Raw genomic sequence first — 19,058 nt, forward strand, 5'->3', positions numbered from 1 at the left:
TCAACTTTGTAATGAATTTGTAAAGTTCAGAATATTTACTTTTCTTTTTAAATCGGTTATACTTAATTTACATTACAAAAAGGAGGCGAAATCGTTCATACCTATTAAACCTTCAGGAGGTATGCTTATCGAACAATCCATGACACCCTTTTAAAGGATGACAGAAAACGAATTCGCCAATACTTAAATCTGATGTAAAAGGATGGTGTGACACTCTAGAATATTTTCTCAACTTTTACAAAAGCATGATGAAAAATTTTGGAATAACTTATGAATGGTAATTTACTAATATAGAAATGACTCTGCTAAATCTAACCTGAGCAGAGTCATTTCTATTTTATTAAAAGAAAGACCTCCCACATCGGAAGGCCTGCATTCTTATAATAAATAAAATCCAATTCCCATAATGAAGTAAGCGGCCAATAAGGTAAGTCCTTCAAACCAGTTCGTTTCCCCGTCATTGGAAATCATGATCACCAGAAAGACTGCTGAAACCATTGATATCAGTTCTGGCATTGTGAAAACAAGCGGCATACGGGTTGGATACATTAACGAAATCAATACGAGTACAGGAGCGACGAACATCGCTACTTGTAGCGTGGAACCGACGGCTATCTCCACTGCGACATCCATTTTGTTTTTATAGGCCATTATGACGGCGGAAGCATGCTCTGCCGCGTTACCGACGATCGCAACGATAATGACACCGATAAATAACTCCGACCATCCGAAGGCTTCCCCCACCTCGCTAAACGTATGGACAAGCTTTTCCGATACGTACGCAACGGCCAATGTAGCGGCAGCAAGTATTATAATTGCCTTTTTCCTGCTCCACTCCGGTACTTCCTCTTCATGTTCCTCGTGTTTCTCCGTATGCTGATATACCCCGCGGTGAGTAACCAATTTAAAGAATAATGCAGCAAGATATAATAAGATCAATATAATGGAAATTCCTACACTTAACGACATCGTGCTTGATTCACCCATGTTTTGTGTGAATATTTCCGGTATGACGAAGGCTACAATAACCGCAAAAATCAATAGACCGGCATTATGTCTCGCATCGAATACATTAAACTTCTGCCGTTTGTATTTAGTCCCTCCGACAAAGAATGAAAGGCCTGCCACCAACAATAAGTTCCCTAATACGGAACCAGTCAAAGAAGCCAACACGACCCCCACAAGCCCCGCCTTTAATGAAAAGATGGATATGATCAATTCCACCGCATTCCCAAAGGTTGCATTCAAAAGACCGCCAATCCTTGGTCCCATGACGATCGCTAAGCTTTCAGTCGCCCGGCCCATGAAGCCTGCAAGCGCGACGATTGTTAAGCAATATACGATGAACATGATCACACTCGGCCAATGCAATAATGACCCGATGACTGATATAGGGACGCCCAGCAGGACAAGTCCCAAAAATATTTTATTCACGATACTTCTCCTCACAATCTATAGTTCTTTTTATGTAACAAAAACTATCATACAAAATCTTCGGGCGATGACAAAGGAAAATTTATCATCTTCTCTCTTCTTGTCAATATTTACCCAAATTTCTATTGCTTAATCCTCTTCCTAAGATGTAACATCAAGAAGGTATACATTTCTTAGGAGACATGATTTTATGAATAACAAATTGCTTTTTAGCGTTTTAATCTTAATTGTCGGCATATCGGGGTTTTCTCAAGGGATGCTTCTGCCGATCATTGCCATCATTTTTGAAAATGACGGAATTAGCTCATCACTGAACGGGTTTCATGCAGCCTCGCTTTATATTGGAATTCTGTTGATTTCTCCTTTTATGGAAGCACCCCTCCGTAAATACGGCTATAAGCCATTGATAGTATTTGGCGGGATAACGGTCATTCTATCGCTTGCCTTATTTCCTGTTTGGAAATCATTCTGGTTTTGGTTTGTCCTTCGTTTCTTCATTGGAATCGGCGATCATACACTTCACTTTGCTACCCAGACCTGGATCACTGCCATTTCACCTAAAACGAAGCGCGGAAGGAATCTTGCCATTTATGGACTTTTCTTCAGTCTCGGCTTCATGGTAGGCCCGCTGATGACAAAGTTTCTCGAGATTAATCAGTCTTTGCCTTTCATCATCACATCCATACTTAGCCTTCTCGCTTGGTCTGCTGTTTTCCTTATTAGAAATGAACTTCCTGAACAGGATGATTCCGAGAGCACCTCATTCCTGGGCACGCTCCAAAGGTTTACGAAAGTGAGCCGCATAGCTTGGGTCGCATTTTTGCTTCCGTTCACATTTGGCGTGCTTGAGTCATCATTGAATAGCAATTTTCCTGTATTCGCCCTGCGCTCCGGAATCGATATAACGGCAGTTTCCATCATCATTCCGGCATTTTCCGCGGGGACACTGCTTACCCAGATTCCCTTGGGGATGATAAGTGACCGTTTTGGACGGCGAAAGACCTTGCTGACGATTCTTGTTTCAGGGTTTGCCATATTCACGCTAGCAGGGATATATTCCTATTCAGTGCTTGGTCTATTCATCTGCTTTATGTTTGGCGGAATGATGGTTGGTTCGACTTTCTCGCTGGGAATCAGTTATATGGCAGATCTTTTGCCTAGAAACCTATTACCTGCAGGAAATTTACTATGCAGTATTTTCTTTAGTCTCGGCAGCATCGGCGGTCCATTTTTTGGCGGCCTGGTCATTGAACATATCCAAGGCGGGAATTTTTTCTACATGATCAGCATCATGCTTTTCCTTGTCTTCATTTCATTGGCCTTGTTTAAGGAGAAAATGCCTGCTTCAGTTATGTAATATAGTTTATTATCTTGACTACTTCTTTTATTATTCAATTTGAACGTTATTTATCAAGAGTGCCTGTATATTAGTGATTCGATACTTTATATTTTTTACTAGATTAGAATCATTCTTCTTTATTTTTGAATAGGATATGTGGTAATATAATATTAACAAAAGGGACATCACCTTTATAAACCTTTAAAAACATTGCTGTCATCGCAATCACGGTGGCAGCTTTCATATTTTATCCAGAGAAATGACGTTGATTATCTTTCTCAATTAGATACGAATCAAATGATAATCTATATCATTTACACAAAATAGAGAAGAATGTGGGAGGGAATCTTATGACTACAGATACTAAACATTTAACCCAACCGGCTACATGCAAAAACACTTGGTTGGAAAAAGCAAAACCTCATTTAGAACTTATTGCCGCATTATTCAGCGGTTTATTAATAGTTTTGGGCTGGGCCCTTTCTAAGAACGGAATGGAGTCCGCTTCCATCGTCATATACTTAGCCTCTTTCCTGATTGGCGGATATGCCAAGGCAAAAGAAGGCATAGAAGATACGATTGCCGACCGGGAGTTGAATGTTGAGATGCTGATGATTTTTGCGGCCATCGGTTCTGCTGTCATCGGATACTGGACGGAAGGTGCCATATTGATTTTCATCTTCGCTTTAAGCGGCGCCCTTGAGACATACACGATGAATAAGAGCCATAAAGAAATTTCGGCACTTATGGACTTGCAGCCTGAAGAAGCACTGCGCATCACTAACGGATATGAAGAAACCGTGTCCGTTTCCCAGTTGCATGTCGGGGATCTGATTTTAGTGAAACCAGGAGAGAGAGTTCCTTCAGATGGAAAAATCACGGACGGACGTACCAATATCGATGAAGCCGCCATTACTGGCGAATCCATACCAGTCAGTAAATCATTGGATGATGAAGTTTTCGCTGGAACGGTTAATCTCCGTGGTACAATTACCGTGGAAATCACCAAACCGGCAAGTGAAACATTATTTCAAAAAATAATCACTCTCGTTCAATCCGCCCAAAGTGAAAAGTCCCCTTCCCAGCTGTTCATTGAACGGTTTGAAGGGACTTATGTAAAAGTGGTATTGACGGTTGTCGGTTTGATGATGTTCGTACCCCATTTCCTATTGGAGTGGAGCTGGACCGAAACATTCTACAGAGCGATGATCCTGCTCGTTGTCGCTTCTCCTTGCGCCCTTGTGGCCTCTATCATGCCAGCTACACTTTCAGCCATTTCAAATGGTGCTCGTCATGGCATTTTGTTTAAAGGCGGCATCCATCTTGAGAATCTAGGTAACCTTCAGGCAATTGCTTTAGATAAGACCGGTACATTGACAAAAGGAAAACCAGAGGTAACGGATGTCATTATCCGCGAAGATTTAAACGAAGTAGATTTCTTATTTCACATTGCATCTGTTGAAAATTATTCGAACCACCCTTTGGCAACATCCATCGTTCGTTATGCCAAAACGAAATTGCAAAAAGATATCATTAAACCTGATAACATGGAAGATATCTCAGGTAATGGGGTTCAAGCATACATCAATGGCGTGCTTTGGCAAGTCGGAAAAGCTGATTTCGTCGGTCGCAGTGAAGCAGAACGATTCCAAAATGGCATTGCGCTGACATTGGCTGAACAAGGTAAGACAATCGTGTATGCTAAAGATGATCACGGAATTGCCGGTATACTCACTTTGAAAGATGTCCTGCGTGATGAAACCGTTACAGCCATCGAAGCTTTGAGGAATGAGGGCATCCATACCGTCATGCTGACAGGCGATGGTGAAAAAACGGCTAAAGCGATTGCCTCGGAGAGCCATATTGATGCATATATTGCCGAATGCCTGCCAGAAACGAAAGTGACTGAAGTGAAAAAGCTAAAAGAACATTTTGGCACTGTAGCGATGGTTGGGGATGGCATCAATGATGCACCTGCTCTGGCAACAGCGTCTGTCGGAATTGCAATGGGTGAAGGAACGGATGTTGCCTTGGAAACAGCGGATGTCGTTCTGATGAAGAATGACCTGCCGCGCATCGCGGAAGCAGTCAAATTATCCAAGAAGATGAATCGGATCATCAAACAAAACGTCATCTTTTCCATTTCGGTCATCATGATCCTGATAGCATCCAATTTCCTTCAATTCCTGGACCTCCCATATGGCGTCATTGGCCATGAAGGAAGCACAATCCTCGTTATATTGAACAGCTTAAGACTTTTGAGAAACTAAACCATGAAAAAGGGAGCCATCCAAGGCTCCCTTTTTTATGTTGATTTAGTGATATCCGTTCTTACCGTTTGCAGAACCTGATGTTTTATGGTTCGAACCTTTATTTTTTCCTTTTTGTTTTGTGCCGCCATCCTTTTTACTCATGAAAGAACTCCTCCTCTTTAAAAGTTGTCATTTCTCGAATAGTATCCGCAGCATGATAGTCCGCTATTACGGAAACTCCAGGAATCTCATGCACATTCTGGCTTTTTCCTTTCACTAATGAGCGCATTTATTTCCCCGCCCAGTATGATGATGAGCCCCGATAAATAAAACCAGACCATTAATACGATTATCCCTCCAAGACTTCCATATGTTGCGGAATAATTAGCGAATTTCTCCACATAAAATGAAAACAAAAAAGAAGCGAGGCTCCATCCTGCCGTTGCAAAGATTGCACCAGGCAGTACGGTTATGCACTTCAGCTTAATGTTGGGCGCAATCCAATAAAGGATGGTGAACACAATTAAAAACACAAGCGTACTGACCACCCAGCGAAGTTGGTTCCAAATCGTAAGAAACTCATCGGATTGTCCAATTTCGGCAAATAGGAACAATCCGATCTGTTTTCCGAATACCGGCAGCAATAAAACGACAATAAAAACAAAAATCATCGCTAAAGTGAGAAGAATCGACATTCCCCGGGAAATAAAGAAAGTTCGACTTTCTTTTACACCATATGCATGGTTAAATGCTTTAATGATTGCATTCATCCCATTCGATGCCGACCATATCGTTCCGATGACACCAAACGATAATAAAGTCCCATTCGCTTCCATCACTTCCGATAGATTAGCTTCAATGATTTTCATCGAATCGTCCGGTGCATATGTACGGACGGTATTTAATATATCTTCTTGTGAAAATGGCAGATAGGCCAATAAAGTGAATAAAAAAATAAGTAACGGAAACAGGGATAGTAGGAAGAAATAAGACAGCTGTGCAGCAAGCCCCGACACATCATCGACCTGTAACCGTTTTACCAAAGTCTTGAAGAATGAGCCTTTCAGCCATTCTTTTTTATTGGCCATACCTCCACCCCATTTTTTAATTTAAGGAAATTCGTTCGTTGTCTCTTGAAGACGGCTCTTCTTCCTCTGCAGTAAAAACTTCCTTCGTCTCCATCACCACTTGGGCAACTTGTGATGGAATATCTTTCATTTCCTCAACCTTTTGGGAAATGAAGGATACATCTTCGGAAATTTTTTCAACAGTGGAACGGACCTTGGATGATGTTTCACGTACTTGTGTAAGCACCCCATTGGGATTCTTCACGAATTCCTTCATATTACTCATGCAGCTTTTGCTGTTTTCCAATACAGAATAACGCGTTTGCTTGTCAAAAAGGCTTATTGCCGCCCCAGCTAACGCCCCAATAAAAACAGCTTGCATAAACTTACTTTTCTTGGCACAATTATATTCTTCTCGAATGTTGCTCATATATTCTCCTCCTCGTCATATATTAGTTGATGGATAATGGTAGCTCTCTCCATTATACAATGTTTAAAAAAGTTTTTTCCTATCTTTTCCCAAACTCTCTCACTTTAAAACGTGAAGATCACCAAGATTATCGGGGTTAAGCTTCATATACCACCCGAATATTCATTGACTTCCAGCGGTAATCATGCCAAGATGAAAATAATTTAGGAACGTATGAAAGGATGAAGGAAATGGATTTAACGCAAAACACAGCCGAAAGTGTCGAGTTTATGATTGAGGCAATCAAGGATAAATTAAAAGTGATGAACTTCGGTGCAATCAAATCAACTCATTTTGATATCGAAATGTACGAAGAACTGCACGATATTTATACAATGGTGATGAAAAAAACGAATTTCAGTGTCCGTGAAATGGAAGCGATCGCTGAAGAACTTGGAAGACTTCGTAATAAGTAACATTCAAATCCTCCCATACCGGTGAGGATTTTTTTCATTTTCAAAAAAATTCTGCTACATTTGATATAGAAATTGAAAACGGACAGGAGTTGTAAGCATGGTAGAAAGAAGAACGCCCATCAGCATCGCAGAAGCAGTGGAAAAAGTGATGAAGCATAAATTAACAGGACATGTGGAACTGATTCCCCTCGAGGACAGCCAAGACCGTTTTTTGGCTCAGGATATTGTAGCTACAAATGATGTTCCGCATTTTAACCGTTCCCCATATGATGGATTCGCCCTCAGGTCCAAGGATACTTCTGAAGGTTCCATAAATAACCCACTCGAGTTCGAAGTGGTGGAAGAGTTGGCTGCGGGTATGGTATCGACTATCCCCGTTCAAAAAAATCAAGTGGCAAGAATCATGACTGGAGCCCAGATGCCAGCTGAGTGTGATGCCGTAATCATGCTTGAACTTACTAAGGAATTTGAAAAGGACGGAAAGGAGTACATATCATTTAAACGCTCACTTAAGGAAGGCGAAAACGTTTCTTTTCAAGGCGAGGATGCAAAGAAAGGCGATGTTCTTGTAAAAAAAGGAACAGCGATCAATCCAGGGATCATCGGCTTGCTGGCAACATTCGGCTATGCCGAAGTGCCAGTTGCCAAGAAGCCTGTCGTCGGATTATTCGCTACGGGATCGGAACTGCTTGATGTTCATGAACCGTTGCAGCCTGGGAAAATCCGCAACAGCAACTCACATGCCATCTCCGCCCAAATTCGGAGGGCCGGGGGGGAAGTCCGTTTTTATGGAAAGCTCAAGGACGAATTCGAATTAAGCTACGAGGCCATTTCAACTGCATTGGAGGAAGTGGATCTGCTCATTACAACAGGAGGAGTTTCTGTCGGTGATTTTGACCTTCTCCCGGATATTTATCAAAAGCTTGGCGCCGATGTCTTATTCAACAAAGTGGCCATGCGCCCCGGCAGCGTGACGACCGTAGCGGTATATAATGACAAGTTTTTATTCGGTTTATCCGGAAATCCATCCGCCAGTTATGTCGGCTTTGAACTATTTGCAAGACCGATCATCCGAACCATGCTGTTCTCGGGATATCCTCATTTAAGAAAAGAGACGGCCCGATTGGCAGAGGACTTCTTAAAACCCAATCCATTCTCACGTCTGCTTCGCACCCGATTATTTTACGAATCCGGCCAGTTGAAGGTAATTCCAAGCGGTGTGGATAAATCCAATATTACAACAAGCTTGGCAGGTGCCAATTCACTGACCGTCTTACCTGGGGGGACACGTGGTTTCCAAACGGGAGACTTCGTGGACATCCTGCTCCTCGATGACCAGGAAGGTTCCAAATGGCCTTGGTGAAGCCCTTTATTTTTCAGGTGGTTGGCTACCAAAATAGAGGAAAAACGACCTTCATAACGAATTTAATCAAAAAGCTTCGCGAAGCAAAATTAGAGACAGCCGTTTTAAAACATCATGGACATGGCGGAAAACCAGATGTTACAGGCACGAAGGATTCCAATAAACACTTTCTTGCCGGGGCGGCCGCTTCACTTGTTGAAGGCGATGGAACAATCGAGCTGCTCGGCAATTTCAGGGGGAGCGCCCCTATCACGGAGCTGATTCAATTACTGTGTCTATTTCTCCCTGATGTGATTTTAATTGAAGGGTATAAGCAAGAGGATTTTCCCAAGGTCATTTTAATCAAGGAAGAATGTGACCTCCTGTTATTGGAACGGCTTACCAATGTCAAGGCAGCGGTGGCTTGGCCCGAATGTCTTGAACGAGCCAGGAATCATGCTTCAGTACCTGTCTTCCCTTTGGATTCGGATCAATTCATTACTTGGTTTTTAGAACAAATATGAAGGAGTGGGACAATGTTCATTCAATTCCCGATAGAAAAGCGCCGTAAAATGATCGAAAGCATCCAAGAATATGTTTATCAGGAACACGGGAAGGAAATCGGTGAAATTGCTGCTGAAAATCACTTGCAGTTCATTTTCGAAAATATCGCTCCCTTTATTTACAATGAAGGGATCAAAGATGCTAAAAAAGTCATGGAGGACAGGTTAGGAAATATCGAAGAAGATTTGTATTCATTGGAACGCCCCATTGATTAAAATGAAAAACAGCATCATAATCGATGCTGTTTTTTAATGTTCATTGTTCAGTTAGAATGAGCGGACCGTTTTTCGTTATGGCAATCGTATGCTCATATTGAGCCGAGTATTTCCCATCTGCAGTGGATGCCGTCCATCCATTCGGATTCCGGCTTGCTTTATATGTACCTACGTTTACCATTGGCTCGATGGTGAATACCATGCCTTCCTTAAGGCGCGGACCTTTATTCGGCAGTCCATAATGCGGAACCTGAGGCTCTTCATGAATGACATTCCCTATCCCGTGTCCGATGAAATCACGAACGACAGAGAAGCCTTCCGCTTCGACATATGTTTGTATGGCATGACCTATATCTCCAATCCGATTGCCTTCCACACATACTTCAATCGCCTTATATAAAGATTCCTTCGTCACATTCACTAAATGTTCGGTTTCCTTTGAAACCTTACCGACCGTATATGTCCAAGCAGAGTCAGCAAGGGCCCCATTATAATTGACGACCATATCAATCGTTACGATATCTCCGTTTTTCAAAGGGGTCTTACGAGGGAAACCATGACAGATTTCTTCATTTATGCTGGCACATGTCGCATACTCATACCCTTTGTAACCCTTTTGTTCCGGCTTCGCACCATGTTTTTTTAAGAATCCTTCAACAAATTCTTCTATTTCCCATGTTGTCACACCAGGAACAATCAACTTTGCAATCTCCCTATGACAAGCTGCCAAAATTTTACCCGACTCATGCATCGCTTGAATTTCACGTGCAGATTTTAATACGATCAATCGTGACACTTCCTTTTTTATTCGTCTCTCCTTTTATTTTACTGCAAAGATTGAAGTATATGAATCCTTTAATATGAAAAATCCCGGCAGCCGCCGGGATTTTTCTTTATTTCAATAGATTGAGCGATTCCCGGTTAAATGCCGGTAGATCTTCAGGAGTCCTGCTGGTTACAAGCTGGTTGCCGCATACCACAACCTCTTTGTCCAAATATGTGGCACCTGCATACTCCATATCGACTTTAATGGATGTATACCCTGTTGCGTGGCGTCCTTCAAGTGTTTTGGCCGTAATCAGCAACTGCGGTCCATGACAGATCGCAAATACAGGTTTTTTATCATCCATGAACGATTTTGCGAAAGATACGAAGCGTTCGTCAGCACGCAATTGATCAGGCGAGAACCCACCGGGGATGAATAACGCATCGAAACTTTCAGGTTTCACCGAGTCGATGCTTTCATCAATCTCGACTTCCACCTCCCCTTGTTTCCCTTTAACCGTTTTCCCTTTTATCATTTCAATTGTCGTTACCTTATGGCCGGCTTCTTCAAATGCTTTTGCCGGTTCACTATACTCCGAGTCCTCAAACATATTCGTTACTACACATGCGATTTTTTTACCCATAATCATTCATCTCCTCAATTTTTGATTGAATGAACCTACTTTGCACTTTATTTATGTTCCCTCTGGCACTATAAATAAAACACATAATTAGTAGTTGTCCCTTTGTTTATGAGTAAAATACCGCGAATCAATGTTTAGGATATTCGCCAACAACGTGTATCGCATTGATGATTCTTTTATTGATCCATTTCCTGTTTTCTTCTGTATTCAAATTTCCAAATATCCTATTCCGCCCTACTTCCGTGGTTACATAGTAATTAGGCAGGTTATTCAATGATAATGTGATGATGTCATTTTTACATTTCCTGCACGAACAAAATGTTTGGTATTCTATACCTGACATTAAAACCTGCACCCATGTCACAACGATTTCTTCCATCACATTTGTATATTCTCTTTCCATATATTCTCCTTCAAAAAGAAAAACCCGTCCATTCCTGACAGGTTTTCACTTATTTATCGCTGTCCGTGGAACAATTAGGATTTCAACTCTCCGGTTTTTCGCCCTTCCTTTTTTCGTTTCATTGGAAGCAACCGGCTTGAATTCCCCATGTCCTTTAGCACTGAACATTTCGGGATCCAAATCCTTATTTTCGAGGAGAAGTTTCATAAAATTCACGGATCGCATCACACTCAGGTCCCAGTTGGATTCATACGTGGAATTTTTAATAGGAATATTATCGGTATGTCCGCTTACGATGATGTTTCTGGGTAAGTCCATGACCAGTAACTCCGAGATTTCTTTAGCGATTTTACGGTTTTCACTTCTCACCTCGGCCACACCCGATTCGAACAGCACGTTTTCCCTAATTGAAATCACCATGCCTTCATCCGTAAGGTTCGTTCCCAATTTATCCGTTAAATCATTTTTTTCGATATAGGCATTTACGCGCTCCTGAACTTCAGTAAGTTCTTCCTGCTCGTTTTTCCCTAGCTTCTCAAGATCTTCTGCACCTGTTCTTTGTTCTGGTGACGTCGGCTCATTGCTTGGGGAATCACTTGGAAAATCCATAAAACCCGTTCCGCTTGTAAAAACCTGGTTAAATACATTGGACAACTGCTGGAACCTTACTGCATCAACCGAACTTGAAGCGAACAAGACGATAAAAAGCGCAAGAAGCAATGTTAAGATATCGGCATAGGGAACCAGCCATGATTCATCGATATGCTCTTCATGCCTTTGTTTCTTTTTGCGCCTAGCCATCATCTCTCACATCGCCTTCCAACCACTTTTTACGATCTCCAGCTGGCAAATATGAGGTTAATTTCTGTTCGATCGTTCTCGGCGCCTCCCCTTCGATGATCGATAAAATCCCTTCAATCATCATTTCTTTGATTCTGACTTCCTGCTGAGATTTCCGTTTGAGCTTATTGGCAAATGGATGCCATAACACATACCCCGTGTAAATCCCCATCAAGGTCGCGACGAACGCTGCAGATATGGCATGTCCCAATGCCTCCGTGTCAGCCATATTACCCAATGCAGCAATCAGCCCGATTACGGCACCCAATACGCCAAGCGTCGGTGCGTATGTACCGGCTTGACTGAAAATCGCCGCCGCACTTAAATGACGTTCTTCCATCGCGTCTATTTCCTCTGCTAAAATATCACGAATATAGTCGGCACTCTGACCTTCGACTGCAAGGTTCAAGCCATTTTTCAAAAAGGCATTATCCACCTGATCCGAAATGCTTTCTAAGGCCAATAAGCCTTCCTTCCTGGCAATGACCGCCCATTCCGAAAAGGTTTTTATTAAATCTTCCGGCTTTGTCAATTTTTGTTCAAAGAATAAAATCTTGAATATTTTTGGTAGTCTTTTTAATTCCGACAAAGGGAAAGCCGTTACGACAGCAGCTATCGTCCCTACAATGATGATCAAAATAGCCGCCGGATTAATCAGCGCCGTTACACTAACACCTTTCAACACCATTCCGACTAAGATGGCCACAATACCAAGAACTACGCCCAAAACTGATGTTATATCCATAATACTCACCCATTCATTTAAAGTCTCGTCTCCTCGTTATATCGGATGAAGTTCAAAAAAAGTGAGGATTATTTTACTATTCAATTTCAATTTTCATTAAATCATCACAAAATCTACCAACCTTATTGCCTGCATGAGCTTATCAGCACAAATATTCTTTCAAGAATGGAACCTCAAGCATGTTCCGTACATGATCTTCTCATAACATCTGGAATATGCGCGTTTATTCGTGAGTTTCACGCTTTACTCGTAAATTCCGCATATCGCCTGACATTTTTTTCTCACTCTTCAGTTTTTCCGAAAGAAAAGGACAAAGCCTGTCAGCTTTGTCCCTGCTCTTGTTTCCCGTGGTTTCTTCCAGCCAGCCATTTTATGATGGGGGACAGAAAAAATAAAATGAATAAGATCCTGAATAAATGAAAGCTTGTGACAACGGATAAATCCACATGCACAGACATGGCTGTGACTGCCATTTCGGCGACCCCGCCTGGCGCCATGCTCAAAAAAAGTTCATTCGCCTGTAAAGATAGGGCCGGGGCAAACTGAATGGAAAGATAATAGCAAAATCCAATCAATAGGACATTACTGACGAATACGGCTCCGAACATCTTTCTGAAAAGTCGGGGATTATCTATCTTCAGTGTGTAGCCTAAATGTGCGCCGATCAATAATTGCGACAGGTTCAACCAAAAGTCAGGAATCTGCGGGGCACCTGGGCCTGCTAAATTGAATAGTGCTGCGGCCATGAGAGGTCCTAACAAAAAAGGCAGCGGAAAATTGGCTTTCTTTGTAATGAAAATGAACACTAGCAAGGTTAACAACATCATGATGGCTAATTTCCCATCATATTCAAATAAGAAAAACGGCCGCTCCGTTACGGCCATTACCGCACCTGCTTCAACTGACATTACATGAGTCACAATCCAAGGGACAATGGAAATCACCAGGATGACCCGCAGTGTTTGCATGAAACCTACAACCGTTTCATCACTATCCTTCATTTCCTCACTTAGGACCACCATCTGGGAAAGACCTCCCGGGAAACTGCCGAGCATGGATGTGCCCAAGGATAAGTTCATTCGTTTTCCGATAAACCAGCCAGTCAACACTGTAAATGAAATGATTGCGATTGTCGTAAAAAGCATGACAGGCAGATATTCAATCATCTCATTTAACGATTGTTTCGTGAATGAACTGCCCAATTGTAAACCTAGAATGATTAATCCAGTACTTCTAAAGGTTTTAGACCAATATAAGTACTTCCTTAACTTCACTTTCGCAATCATCACGACGAATAATGGTCCTAGCATCCATGGCAGGTATATGCCAAGGCTATCAAACGCATAACCACCCAGGAATGCTAGAAAAGCTGTAAAAATGATTCTAAAACTCTTACTCTCGATTAAATCTGCACTCACAAAATTACCTTCTTTATCTAAGCGGTTTTTCATCTATATCTTAACATAAAATAAGTTGGTTCAAAGCTGTATCCACGCTTGTTTTCGACTGAAGCGAGGAGCGCAGCAGTGATACCTTCTTCAGTGCACTTTTTTATATTTAATCATGTTTTCGCTCCATGAAAAGAAACAGCATGGCACTTCCACCATTTACTAGATTTCCCACCCCCACAAACTCGCAATAAAAGGTAGAATAATATATATAGGGGGTCAAACTCTTATGGAGGGGTGACTAGATGTTATCAAATACAGAAATAGGCATTGACTTAGGAACTGCAAATACGCTAGTTTACAGTAAAAATAAAGGTATCGTATTTAATGAGCCATCTGTGGTGGCCATTGATATAGAGACTAATAAAGTATTGGCAGTCGGTGTTGATGCAAAAAACATGATCGGGAAAACACCTGGAAATATCGTGGCAATCCGTCCGCTTAAGGATGGCGTCATTGCGGATTTTGATGTGACCGCGCAAATGCTTAAGGAAATCATGAAAAAAGCAAGCAAGGCCCTAGGTTTATCGATTCGCAAACCTAGTGTAGTGGTCTGTACACCATCAGGTTCCACTTCAGTTGAGAGAAGGGCCATTCAGGATGCAGTCAAAAGCTGCGGAGCGAAACAGGTCCACCTTATCGAGGAACCGGTAGCGGCAGCAATAGGTGCGGGCCTGCCTGTCGAAGAGCCCGTTGCCAATGTCATCGTTGATATCGGCGGCGGAACGACTGAAGTCGCAATCATTTCATATGGCGGCGTCGTTTCCTGCAATTCAATCAGAATTGGCGGAGATCAATTGGATGAAGATATCAGCCAATATGTCAGGAAAAAACATAATGTGCTGATTGGGGAAAGAACAGCTGAGGAAATAAAAAAAGAAATCGGCTACGCACTCGTTGAACATTCTGTGATAACCATGGAAGTCAGGGGCCGCGATCTTGTAACCGGGCTACCAAAACCGATTACAATATCATCCACTGACGTCCAGGAAGCCATCCAGGAATCGCTTCTTCATATACTGGAAGCAATAAGGGCCACTTTGGAAGACTGTCCTCCTGAATTGAGCGGGGATATCGTCGATCAAGGAGTCATCTTATCCGGCGGGGGTGCACTTCTCAACGGGGTACAGGAATGGCTGACGAATGAAATCGTCGTCCCTGTCCAACTTGCAGATAACCCGCTTGAATCAGTTGCCATCGGAACCGGGCTTTCACTTGAGGTCATTCACAAATTACAAAAAGCCGTGTACTAAAAAGATTATGAAACCCCAACTTGGGGTTTCTTTTTTTTATCCTTCCCGACTGATTTCCACCATGATGCAAACAGCAACCTCCACATTAAATAACTTCCCTGAAATATTTTACCTCGTTTGAGAAGAGAATAAGGAAAAGGTTTTTTCGTTCGAAAGCAAGCATTACTGATTGGAAAGGCATCATGTGCAGAACTAATTGCATGCAATGTTACATAACTTGTGTTATAATGTAATTATGTTACATTGGTAAGAGGAGAAGATCTATGGAATATGTAGAAGCCTTTAAGGATATCAATCAAATCAGCAAAATAAAAACATACCTACGCGCTCACTCCAGTCGAGATTATTTATTGTTTGTACTCGGCATCAATACAGGTATGAAGATAAATGAAATGCTCGAAATCACCATCGCCAGCGTTCTGGATGAAACGGGCAAAATCAAGGAGTTCTATGAGCAACGGACGGAAAGTGACGAAGTAAACCAAATTTATTTGAACCTGAAAGTCCGTACAGCCTTACAAGAATACCTTAAAGGCTCAAAGGTTATCGAAGGTCAGTTTTTATTTCTTTCCCCTAAGACAAAAAAGCCGATTACACGTCAACAGGCGCACCGAATCATCCATGATGCTGTCGAAGGTGCAGGGCTAACAGGCAAATTCGGAGCAAGTTCGATGCGTAAAACTTTTGGATACCATGCCTATAAACAAGGAGTGTCACTGGCTTTGATTCAGAAGCATTACCATCATTCCAGTCCATCGGAGACATTAAAATATATCGGTATATCCAAGGAGAAGAAATTCAAGACGAATATTGACGTTAACTTATAAACATTCTGCTATCTTCTATTAACTCTAACCAACATTTTAAGGAGGAATTCCAGTGAAAATTAGAGAAAGTGAACTTCCTGGTATTGGCCAAAAATTTGAAATCATAACGAGAAATGATGAAAAGTTAGTAATCGTCATTCACGATGATGGCCGTCGGGAATTATACCATTTTGATAATGAACATGAGGACGTCATATCGAGCATCACCCTTAATGATCAGGAATCCCGGCAAATGGCTTCCATCATAGGGGGCATGGTCTATAAACCACAAGCACTTGAAACAATTGAAATGTCATTGGGTGACTTGGTGATCGAATGGTTCAAAGTCGAACCCGGTTCAAAGGCCATCAATCAAACGATCGGTTCGATTGATATCAGGAGCAATTATAACGTCACCGTCATCGCCCATTCTAAAAAAGGCAAAAAACAACTGAATAATCCTGGTCCTGACTCCATCATCGAAACAGGCGACACCCTTGTGATATCCGGTGAAAGAAAAGATATTCGTAACCTGATAAGAGAATTATTGACCGACGAAAGGAGTGACTAAGCTCATATGGACCATTTAGTCTTTGAAGTGGGTACTGCCCTACTTCTAGTGGCATTAGCCGCTCTCGTTGCAGGTAAATTCAAAATATCAAATGTTCCGCTATTAATTATCATCGGGATGCTCGTTGGCCCGCATGCCCCGCACTTCGGATTAATTGACCTTCGTTTCATTGAAAGTGATGAAATCATAGCATTCCTCGGTCGTGTCGGTATTGTATTCCTTCTGTTTTACCTTGGGCTTGAATTCTCCGTCAAAAAGCTTATGAAATCAGGGAAAAATATCGTGACAGGCGGAACCTATTACATTTTAATCAACGTGGGAATGGCCTTGCTTTATGGTTTCCTGCTCGGTCTTCCATTAAAAGAGGTCCTGATATTAACCGGGATCATCAGTTTTTCTTCAAGTGCCATCGTGGCAAAGGTACTTGTGGACCTTAAAAGGACCGGTAACAATGAAACGGAGCTAATCCTTGGCATCATCATGTTTGAAGATATCTTCCTCGCTGTTTATTTATCAGTCGTTTCCGGATTGGTATTAAGCTCTTCTGGTTCCGTTTGGGGAACATTACTTTCTACATTTATCGCGATTGGGTATATGCTGATATTTTTCGTTATCGCCCGGAAAGCATCTGGGGTCCTTAACAAATTATTCAACATAACCTCCGATGAGATTTTTATCATCGTCGTGTTCGCATTACTATTCTTCATCGCCGGTTTCTCGGAAACGATTCATGTTGCGGAAGCCATTGGTGCATTACTGCTCGGCCTAGTCTTTTCTGAAACGGAGCATAGCGACAGGATTGAGAAACTTGTCATCCCCTTCAGAGACTTCTTCGGGGCCATATTTTTCTTCAGCTTTGGCTTGAGTATCGATCCGACGACCCTTGGCGGAGCTGTCTGGATGGTTCTTGGTGCCGTCATCATCACCATAATCGGTAACTTTGCAGCTGGTATGATTGCAGGACGCAAATCCGGTTTATCTCACAGAGCTTCCGCAAATATCGGTTTAACGATCGTTTCACGCGGCGAATTCTCCATCATTTTAGCCAACTTAGGCATTGCAGGTGGTTTAATGCCTATACTAACCCCGTTTGCAGCACTTTATGTTTTAACCTTAGCGATTCTTGGGCCGATCCTTACAAAAGAATCCAAACACATCTATAATATCCTAAATAAAATATTCAAATGGACCCCTCCGAAGGTTCAAAAGAATCAGGAAAAAGAAGTCCAATAGAGGAAAAAGGCCAGAATTTGCTGTCTGGCCTTTTTTCTGTTTACCTTTTATAACACGCTTACATGATAATACTTGTTATAAAGCGGGCATAAAATCATACCTAGTAATAGTATTGGTGCCGCCCTTGAAGTACAACAGCACCTATTCTCAGTTATTTTAGAAACTTGCGAGATGAGGGATATTTCTATTCTGAGCTTGCCTCACTCCAATTTCTTTGCGGGTTATGGCATTGTCACAAGCTTCTACAAGTGCCGCATTAGAGGTTTCAATTTCTTTTCTTTTGAGGATTAACTTACATGTACAGAGGGAATAGAAGCAGATAACCTAAGTAACTATTCAGGAGTGATGCCCAGATGAATAAGTCGATCCAATTTTCAAAGAAACTTATTAAAGAAATAAAGGAAGATCGTGTGACCGGGCTGGCAGCAGAACAAGCTTATTACTATTTACTGGCACTATTCCCTTTGCTCATTTTACTGCTTTCCATATTACCTTATCTGAACATCGATATTCAGACAGCCCTCGACACGATAAAAACCTTCATGCCTGCGGAAACGATGGAAGTCATCGAGAAAAATATCATCAACATATTATCTGAACGGAACGGCAGCTTACTGACCTTTGGTTTCCTTGGAACGATATGGTCCGCATCAAACGGAATGAATGCGTTCATCCATTCCATGAATATCGCCTATGATGTGGAAGAAACAAGGAATTTCATTAAAGCCCGCTTCATTTCCATTATATTGACATTAGGCCTGGTTGTAGCATTCATCGTCATGCTAGGTCTCCCCGTCTTCGGAAAAGTCATCATCGAATTATTACAGCAGGTCATTCCAATCCCTGAAGAAACGCAAATCTTATTCAGCTTATTACGGTGGGTCATCGCGGTTGTGGTCATCTCACTGGTCCTGGCCTTTTTATATCGCTTTGCACCAAATAAAAGTTTTCCCATTAAACATGTCATCCCTGGCGCAGTGACAGCAACTGTACTTTGGCTGGGAATATCACTAGGATTTTCATTCTATGTCAGTAACTTTGCCAACTACTCTTCCACTTACGGCAGTTTAGGGGGAGTCATCATCTTGATGCTATGGCTGTATTTGAGTGGTCTGATTTTTGTGATTGGCGGAGAAATCAATGCAATTCTTCATCGCCAAAATTCGATTCCAAAAAAACAGTCACGCACGATCGTTCATCCTGTCCCGCTTAAAAGATAAAATCAAGAATAAAAAGCGGCTGTCCCATTCGG

20 protein-coding genes are annotated in these 19,058 nt (G+C 41.9%); 11 read left to right on the forward strand and 9 right to left on the reverse strand.

The features are described 5' to 3' along the window. Nucleotides 1-378: 378 nt before the first annotated feature. On the reverse strand, nucleotides 379-1,434 hold the full coding sequence (gene cax / locus J7I90_RS21420) for a calcium/proton exchanger (RefSeq protein WP_214773660.1): 1,056 nt from the start codon (nucleotides 1,432-1,434) through the stop codon (nucleotides 379-381). 190 nt (nucleotides 1,435-1,624) lie between these two features. On the opposite strand from cax, the gene J7I90_RS21425 reads away from it, so the two are divergent. Next, the gene (locus tag J7I90_RS21425) at nucleotides 1,625-2,791 is read left to right on the forward strand and encodes an MFS transporter (RefSeq protein ID WP_214773661.1); all 1,167 of its coding nucleotides are present in this window, start codon (nucleotides 1,625-1,627) and stop codon (nucleotides 2,789-2,791) included. Between the two features lie 332 nt (nucleotides 2,792-3,123). Continuing rightward, on the forward strand, nucleotides 3,124-5,043 hold the full coding sequence (locus tag J7I90_RS21430) for a heavy metal translocating P-type ATPase (RefSeq protein ID WP_214773662.1): 1,920 nt from the start codon (nucleotides 3,124-3,126) through the stop codon (nucleotides 5,041-5,043). A 230-nt stretch (nucleotides 5,044-5,273) separates the two neighbouring features. On the opposite strand, the gene J7I90_RS21435 is transcribed toward J7I90_RS21430, so the two are convergent. Further along, nucleotides 5,274-6,113, reverse strand: a complete 840-nt coding sequence (locus J7I90_RS21435; RefSeq protein WP_214773663.1) for a YihY/virulence factor BrkB family protein — start codon at nucleotides 6,111-6,113, stop codon at nucleotides 5,274-5,276. Nucleotides 6,114-6,129: 16 nt separating this feature from the next. Next, nucleotides 6,130-6,522, reverse strand: a complete 393-nt coding sequence (locus J7I90_RS21440) for a YtxH domain-containing protein (RefSeq protein ID WP_214773664.1) — start codon at nucleotides 6,520-6,522, stop codon at nucleotides 6,130-6,132. Nucleotides 6,523-6,752: 230 nt separating this feature from the next. Between J7I90_RS21440 and J7I90_RS21445 the strand changes: the two genes are divergently transcribed. The 4 genes from J7I90_RS21445 (at nucleotide 6,753) to J7I90_RS21460 (ending at nucleotide 9,098) form a co-directional block, all read left to right on the forward strand. After that, complete coding sequence (locus J7I90_RS21445; protein ID WP_034305672.1) at nucleotides 6,753-6,977, forward strand: DUF1128 domain-containing protein; 225 nt, start codon at nucleotides 6,753-6,755, stop codon at nucleotides 6,975-6,977. Nucleotides 6,978-7,074: 97 nt separating this feature from the next. Continuing rightward, a complete protein-coding gene (locus J7I90_RS21450; protein WP_214773665.1) occupies nucleotides 7,075-8,340 on the forward strand; it encodes a molybdopterin molybdotransferase MoeA in 1,266 nt (421 codons plus the stop codon). Beyond that, nucleotides 8,328-8,843, forward strand: coding sequence for a molybdopterin-guanine dinucleotide biosynthesis protein B (gene mobB, locus J7I90_RS21455; protein ID WP_214773666.1), 516 nt, complete (start codon nucleotides 8,328-8,330; stop codon nucleotides 8,841-8,843). Before J7I90_RS21450 ends, mobB begins: the two co-directional genes overlap by 13 nt. Before the next feature lie 12 nt (nucleotides 8,844-8,855). Continuing rightward, nucleotides 8,856-9,098, forward strand: a complete 243-nt coding sequence (locus tag J7I90_RS21460) for a DUF2164 domain-containing protein (protein WP_034305676.1) — start codon at nucleotides 8,856-8,858, stop codon at nucleotides 9,096-9,098. Between the two features lie 40 nt (nucleotides 9,099-9,138). Here J7I90_RS21460 and map read toward each other — a convergent pair whose 3' ends face one another. From map to J7I90_RS21490, 6 genes are all read right to left on the reverse strand, one after another. Next, nucleotides 9,139-9,885 (reverse strand): type I methionyl aminopeptidase, encoded by a 747-nt coding sequence (gene map, locus J7I90_RS21465; RefSeq protein ID WP_034305678.1) that lies wholly within the window; start codon nucleotides 9,883-9,885, stop codon nucleotides 9,139-9,141. A 106-nt stretch (nucleotides 9,886-9,991) separates the two neighbouring features. Beyond that, nucleotides 9,992-10,507 carry a type 1 glutamine amidotransferase domain-containing protein gene (locus J7I90_RS21470; protein ID WP_214773667.1) on the reverse strand — a complete coding sequence of 172 codons (516 nt, stop codon included), beginning with the start codon at nucleotides 10,505-10,507 and terminating at the stop codon, nucleotides 9,992-9,994. 127 nt (nucleotides 10,508-10,634) lie between these two features. Next, nucleotides 10,635-10,910: a late competence development ComFB family protein gene (locus J7I90_RS21475; protein WP_251025403.1), complete on the reverse strand. Its 276-nt coding sequence runs from the start codon at nucleotides 10,908-10,910 to the stop codon at nucleotides 10,635-10,637. 45 nt (nucleotides 10,911-10,955) lie between these two features. Next, nucleotides 10,956-11,711, reverse strand: a complete 756-nt coding sequence (gene motB, locus J7I90_RS21480; protein WP_214773805.1) for a flagellar motor protein MotB — start codon at nucleotides 11,709-11,711, stop codon at nucleotides 10,956-10,958. Further along, nucleotides 11,704-12,495: a flagellar motor stator protein MotA gene (gene motA, locus J7I90_RS21485; RefSeq protein WP_134784041.1), complete on the reverse strand. Its 792-nt coding sequence runs from the start codon at nucleotides 12,493-12,495 to the stop codon at nucleotides 11,704-11,706. The genes motB and motA overlap by 8 nt, the downstream gene beginning before the upstream one ends. 320 nt (nucleotides 12,496-12,815) lie before the next feature. Further along, a complete protein-coding gene (locus J7I90_RS21490) occupies nucleotides 12,816-13,946 on the reverse strand; it encodes an AbrB family transcriptional regulator (RefSeq protein WP_214773668.1) in 1,131 nt (376 codons plus the stop codon). A 242-nt stretch (nucleotides 13,947-14,188) separates the two neighbouring features. On the opposite strand from J7I90_RS21490, the gene mreBH reads away from it, so the two are divergent. The 5 genes from mreBH (at nucleotide 14,189) to J7I90_RS21515 (ending at nucleotide 19,026) form a co-directional block, all read left to right on the forward strand. Next, nucleotides 14,189-15,196, forward strand: a complete 1,008-nt coding sequence (gene mreBH, locus J7I90_RS21495; RefSeq protein WP_214773669.1) for a rod-share determining protein MreBH — start codon at nucleotides 14,189-14,191, stop codon at nucleotides 15,194-15,196. 263 nt (nucleotides 15,197-15,459) lie between these two features. Further along, nucleotides 15,460-16,023, forward strand: coding sequence for a tyrosine-type recombinase/integrase (locus tag J7I90_RS21500; RefSeq protein ID WP_214773670.1), 564 nt, complete (start codon nucleotides 15,460-15,462; stop codon nucleotides 16,021-16,023). 52 nt (nucleotides 16,024-16,075) lie between these two features. Further along, nucleotides 16,076-16,573 carry a cation:proton antiporter regulatory subunit gene (locus tag J7I90_RS21505; protein ID WP_063234692.1) on the forward strand — a complete coding sequence of 166 codons (498 nt, stop codon included), beginning with the start codon at nucleotides 16,076-16,078 and terminating at the stop codon, nucleotides 16,571-16,573. A gap of 6 nt (nucleotides 16,574-16,579) precedes the next feature. Continuing rightward, nucleotides 16,580-17,806, forward strand: a complete 1,227-nt coding sequence (locus J7I90_RS21510; RefSeq protein WP_214773671.1) for a cation:proton antiporter — start codon at nucleotides 16,580-16,582, stop codon at nucleotides 17,804-17,806. A gap of 353 nt (nucleotides 17,807-18,159) precedes the next feature. Beyond that, a complete protein-coding gene (locus tag J7I90_RS21515) occupies nucleotides 18,160-19,026 on the forward strand; it encodes a YihY/virulence factor BrkB family protein (RefSeq protein ID WP_214773672.1) in 867 nt (288 codons plus the stop codon). Nucleotides 19,027-19,058: the final 32 nt, after the last annotated feature.

Origin of the sequence: Bacillus sp. ISL-57, from assembly GCF_018613135.1 — a bacterium.
Classification (GTDB): Bacteria; Bacillota; Bacilli; order Bacillales; family DSM-1321; genus Peribacillus; species Peribacillus frigoritolerans.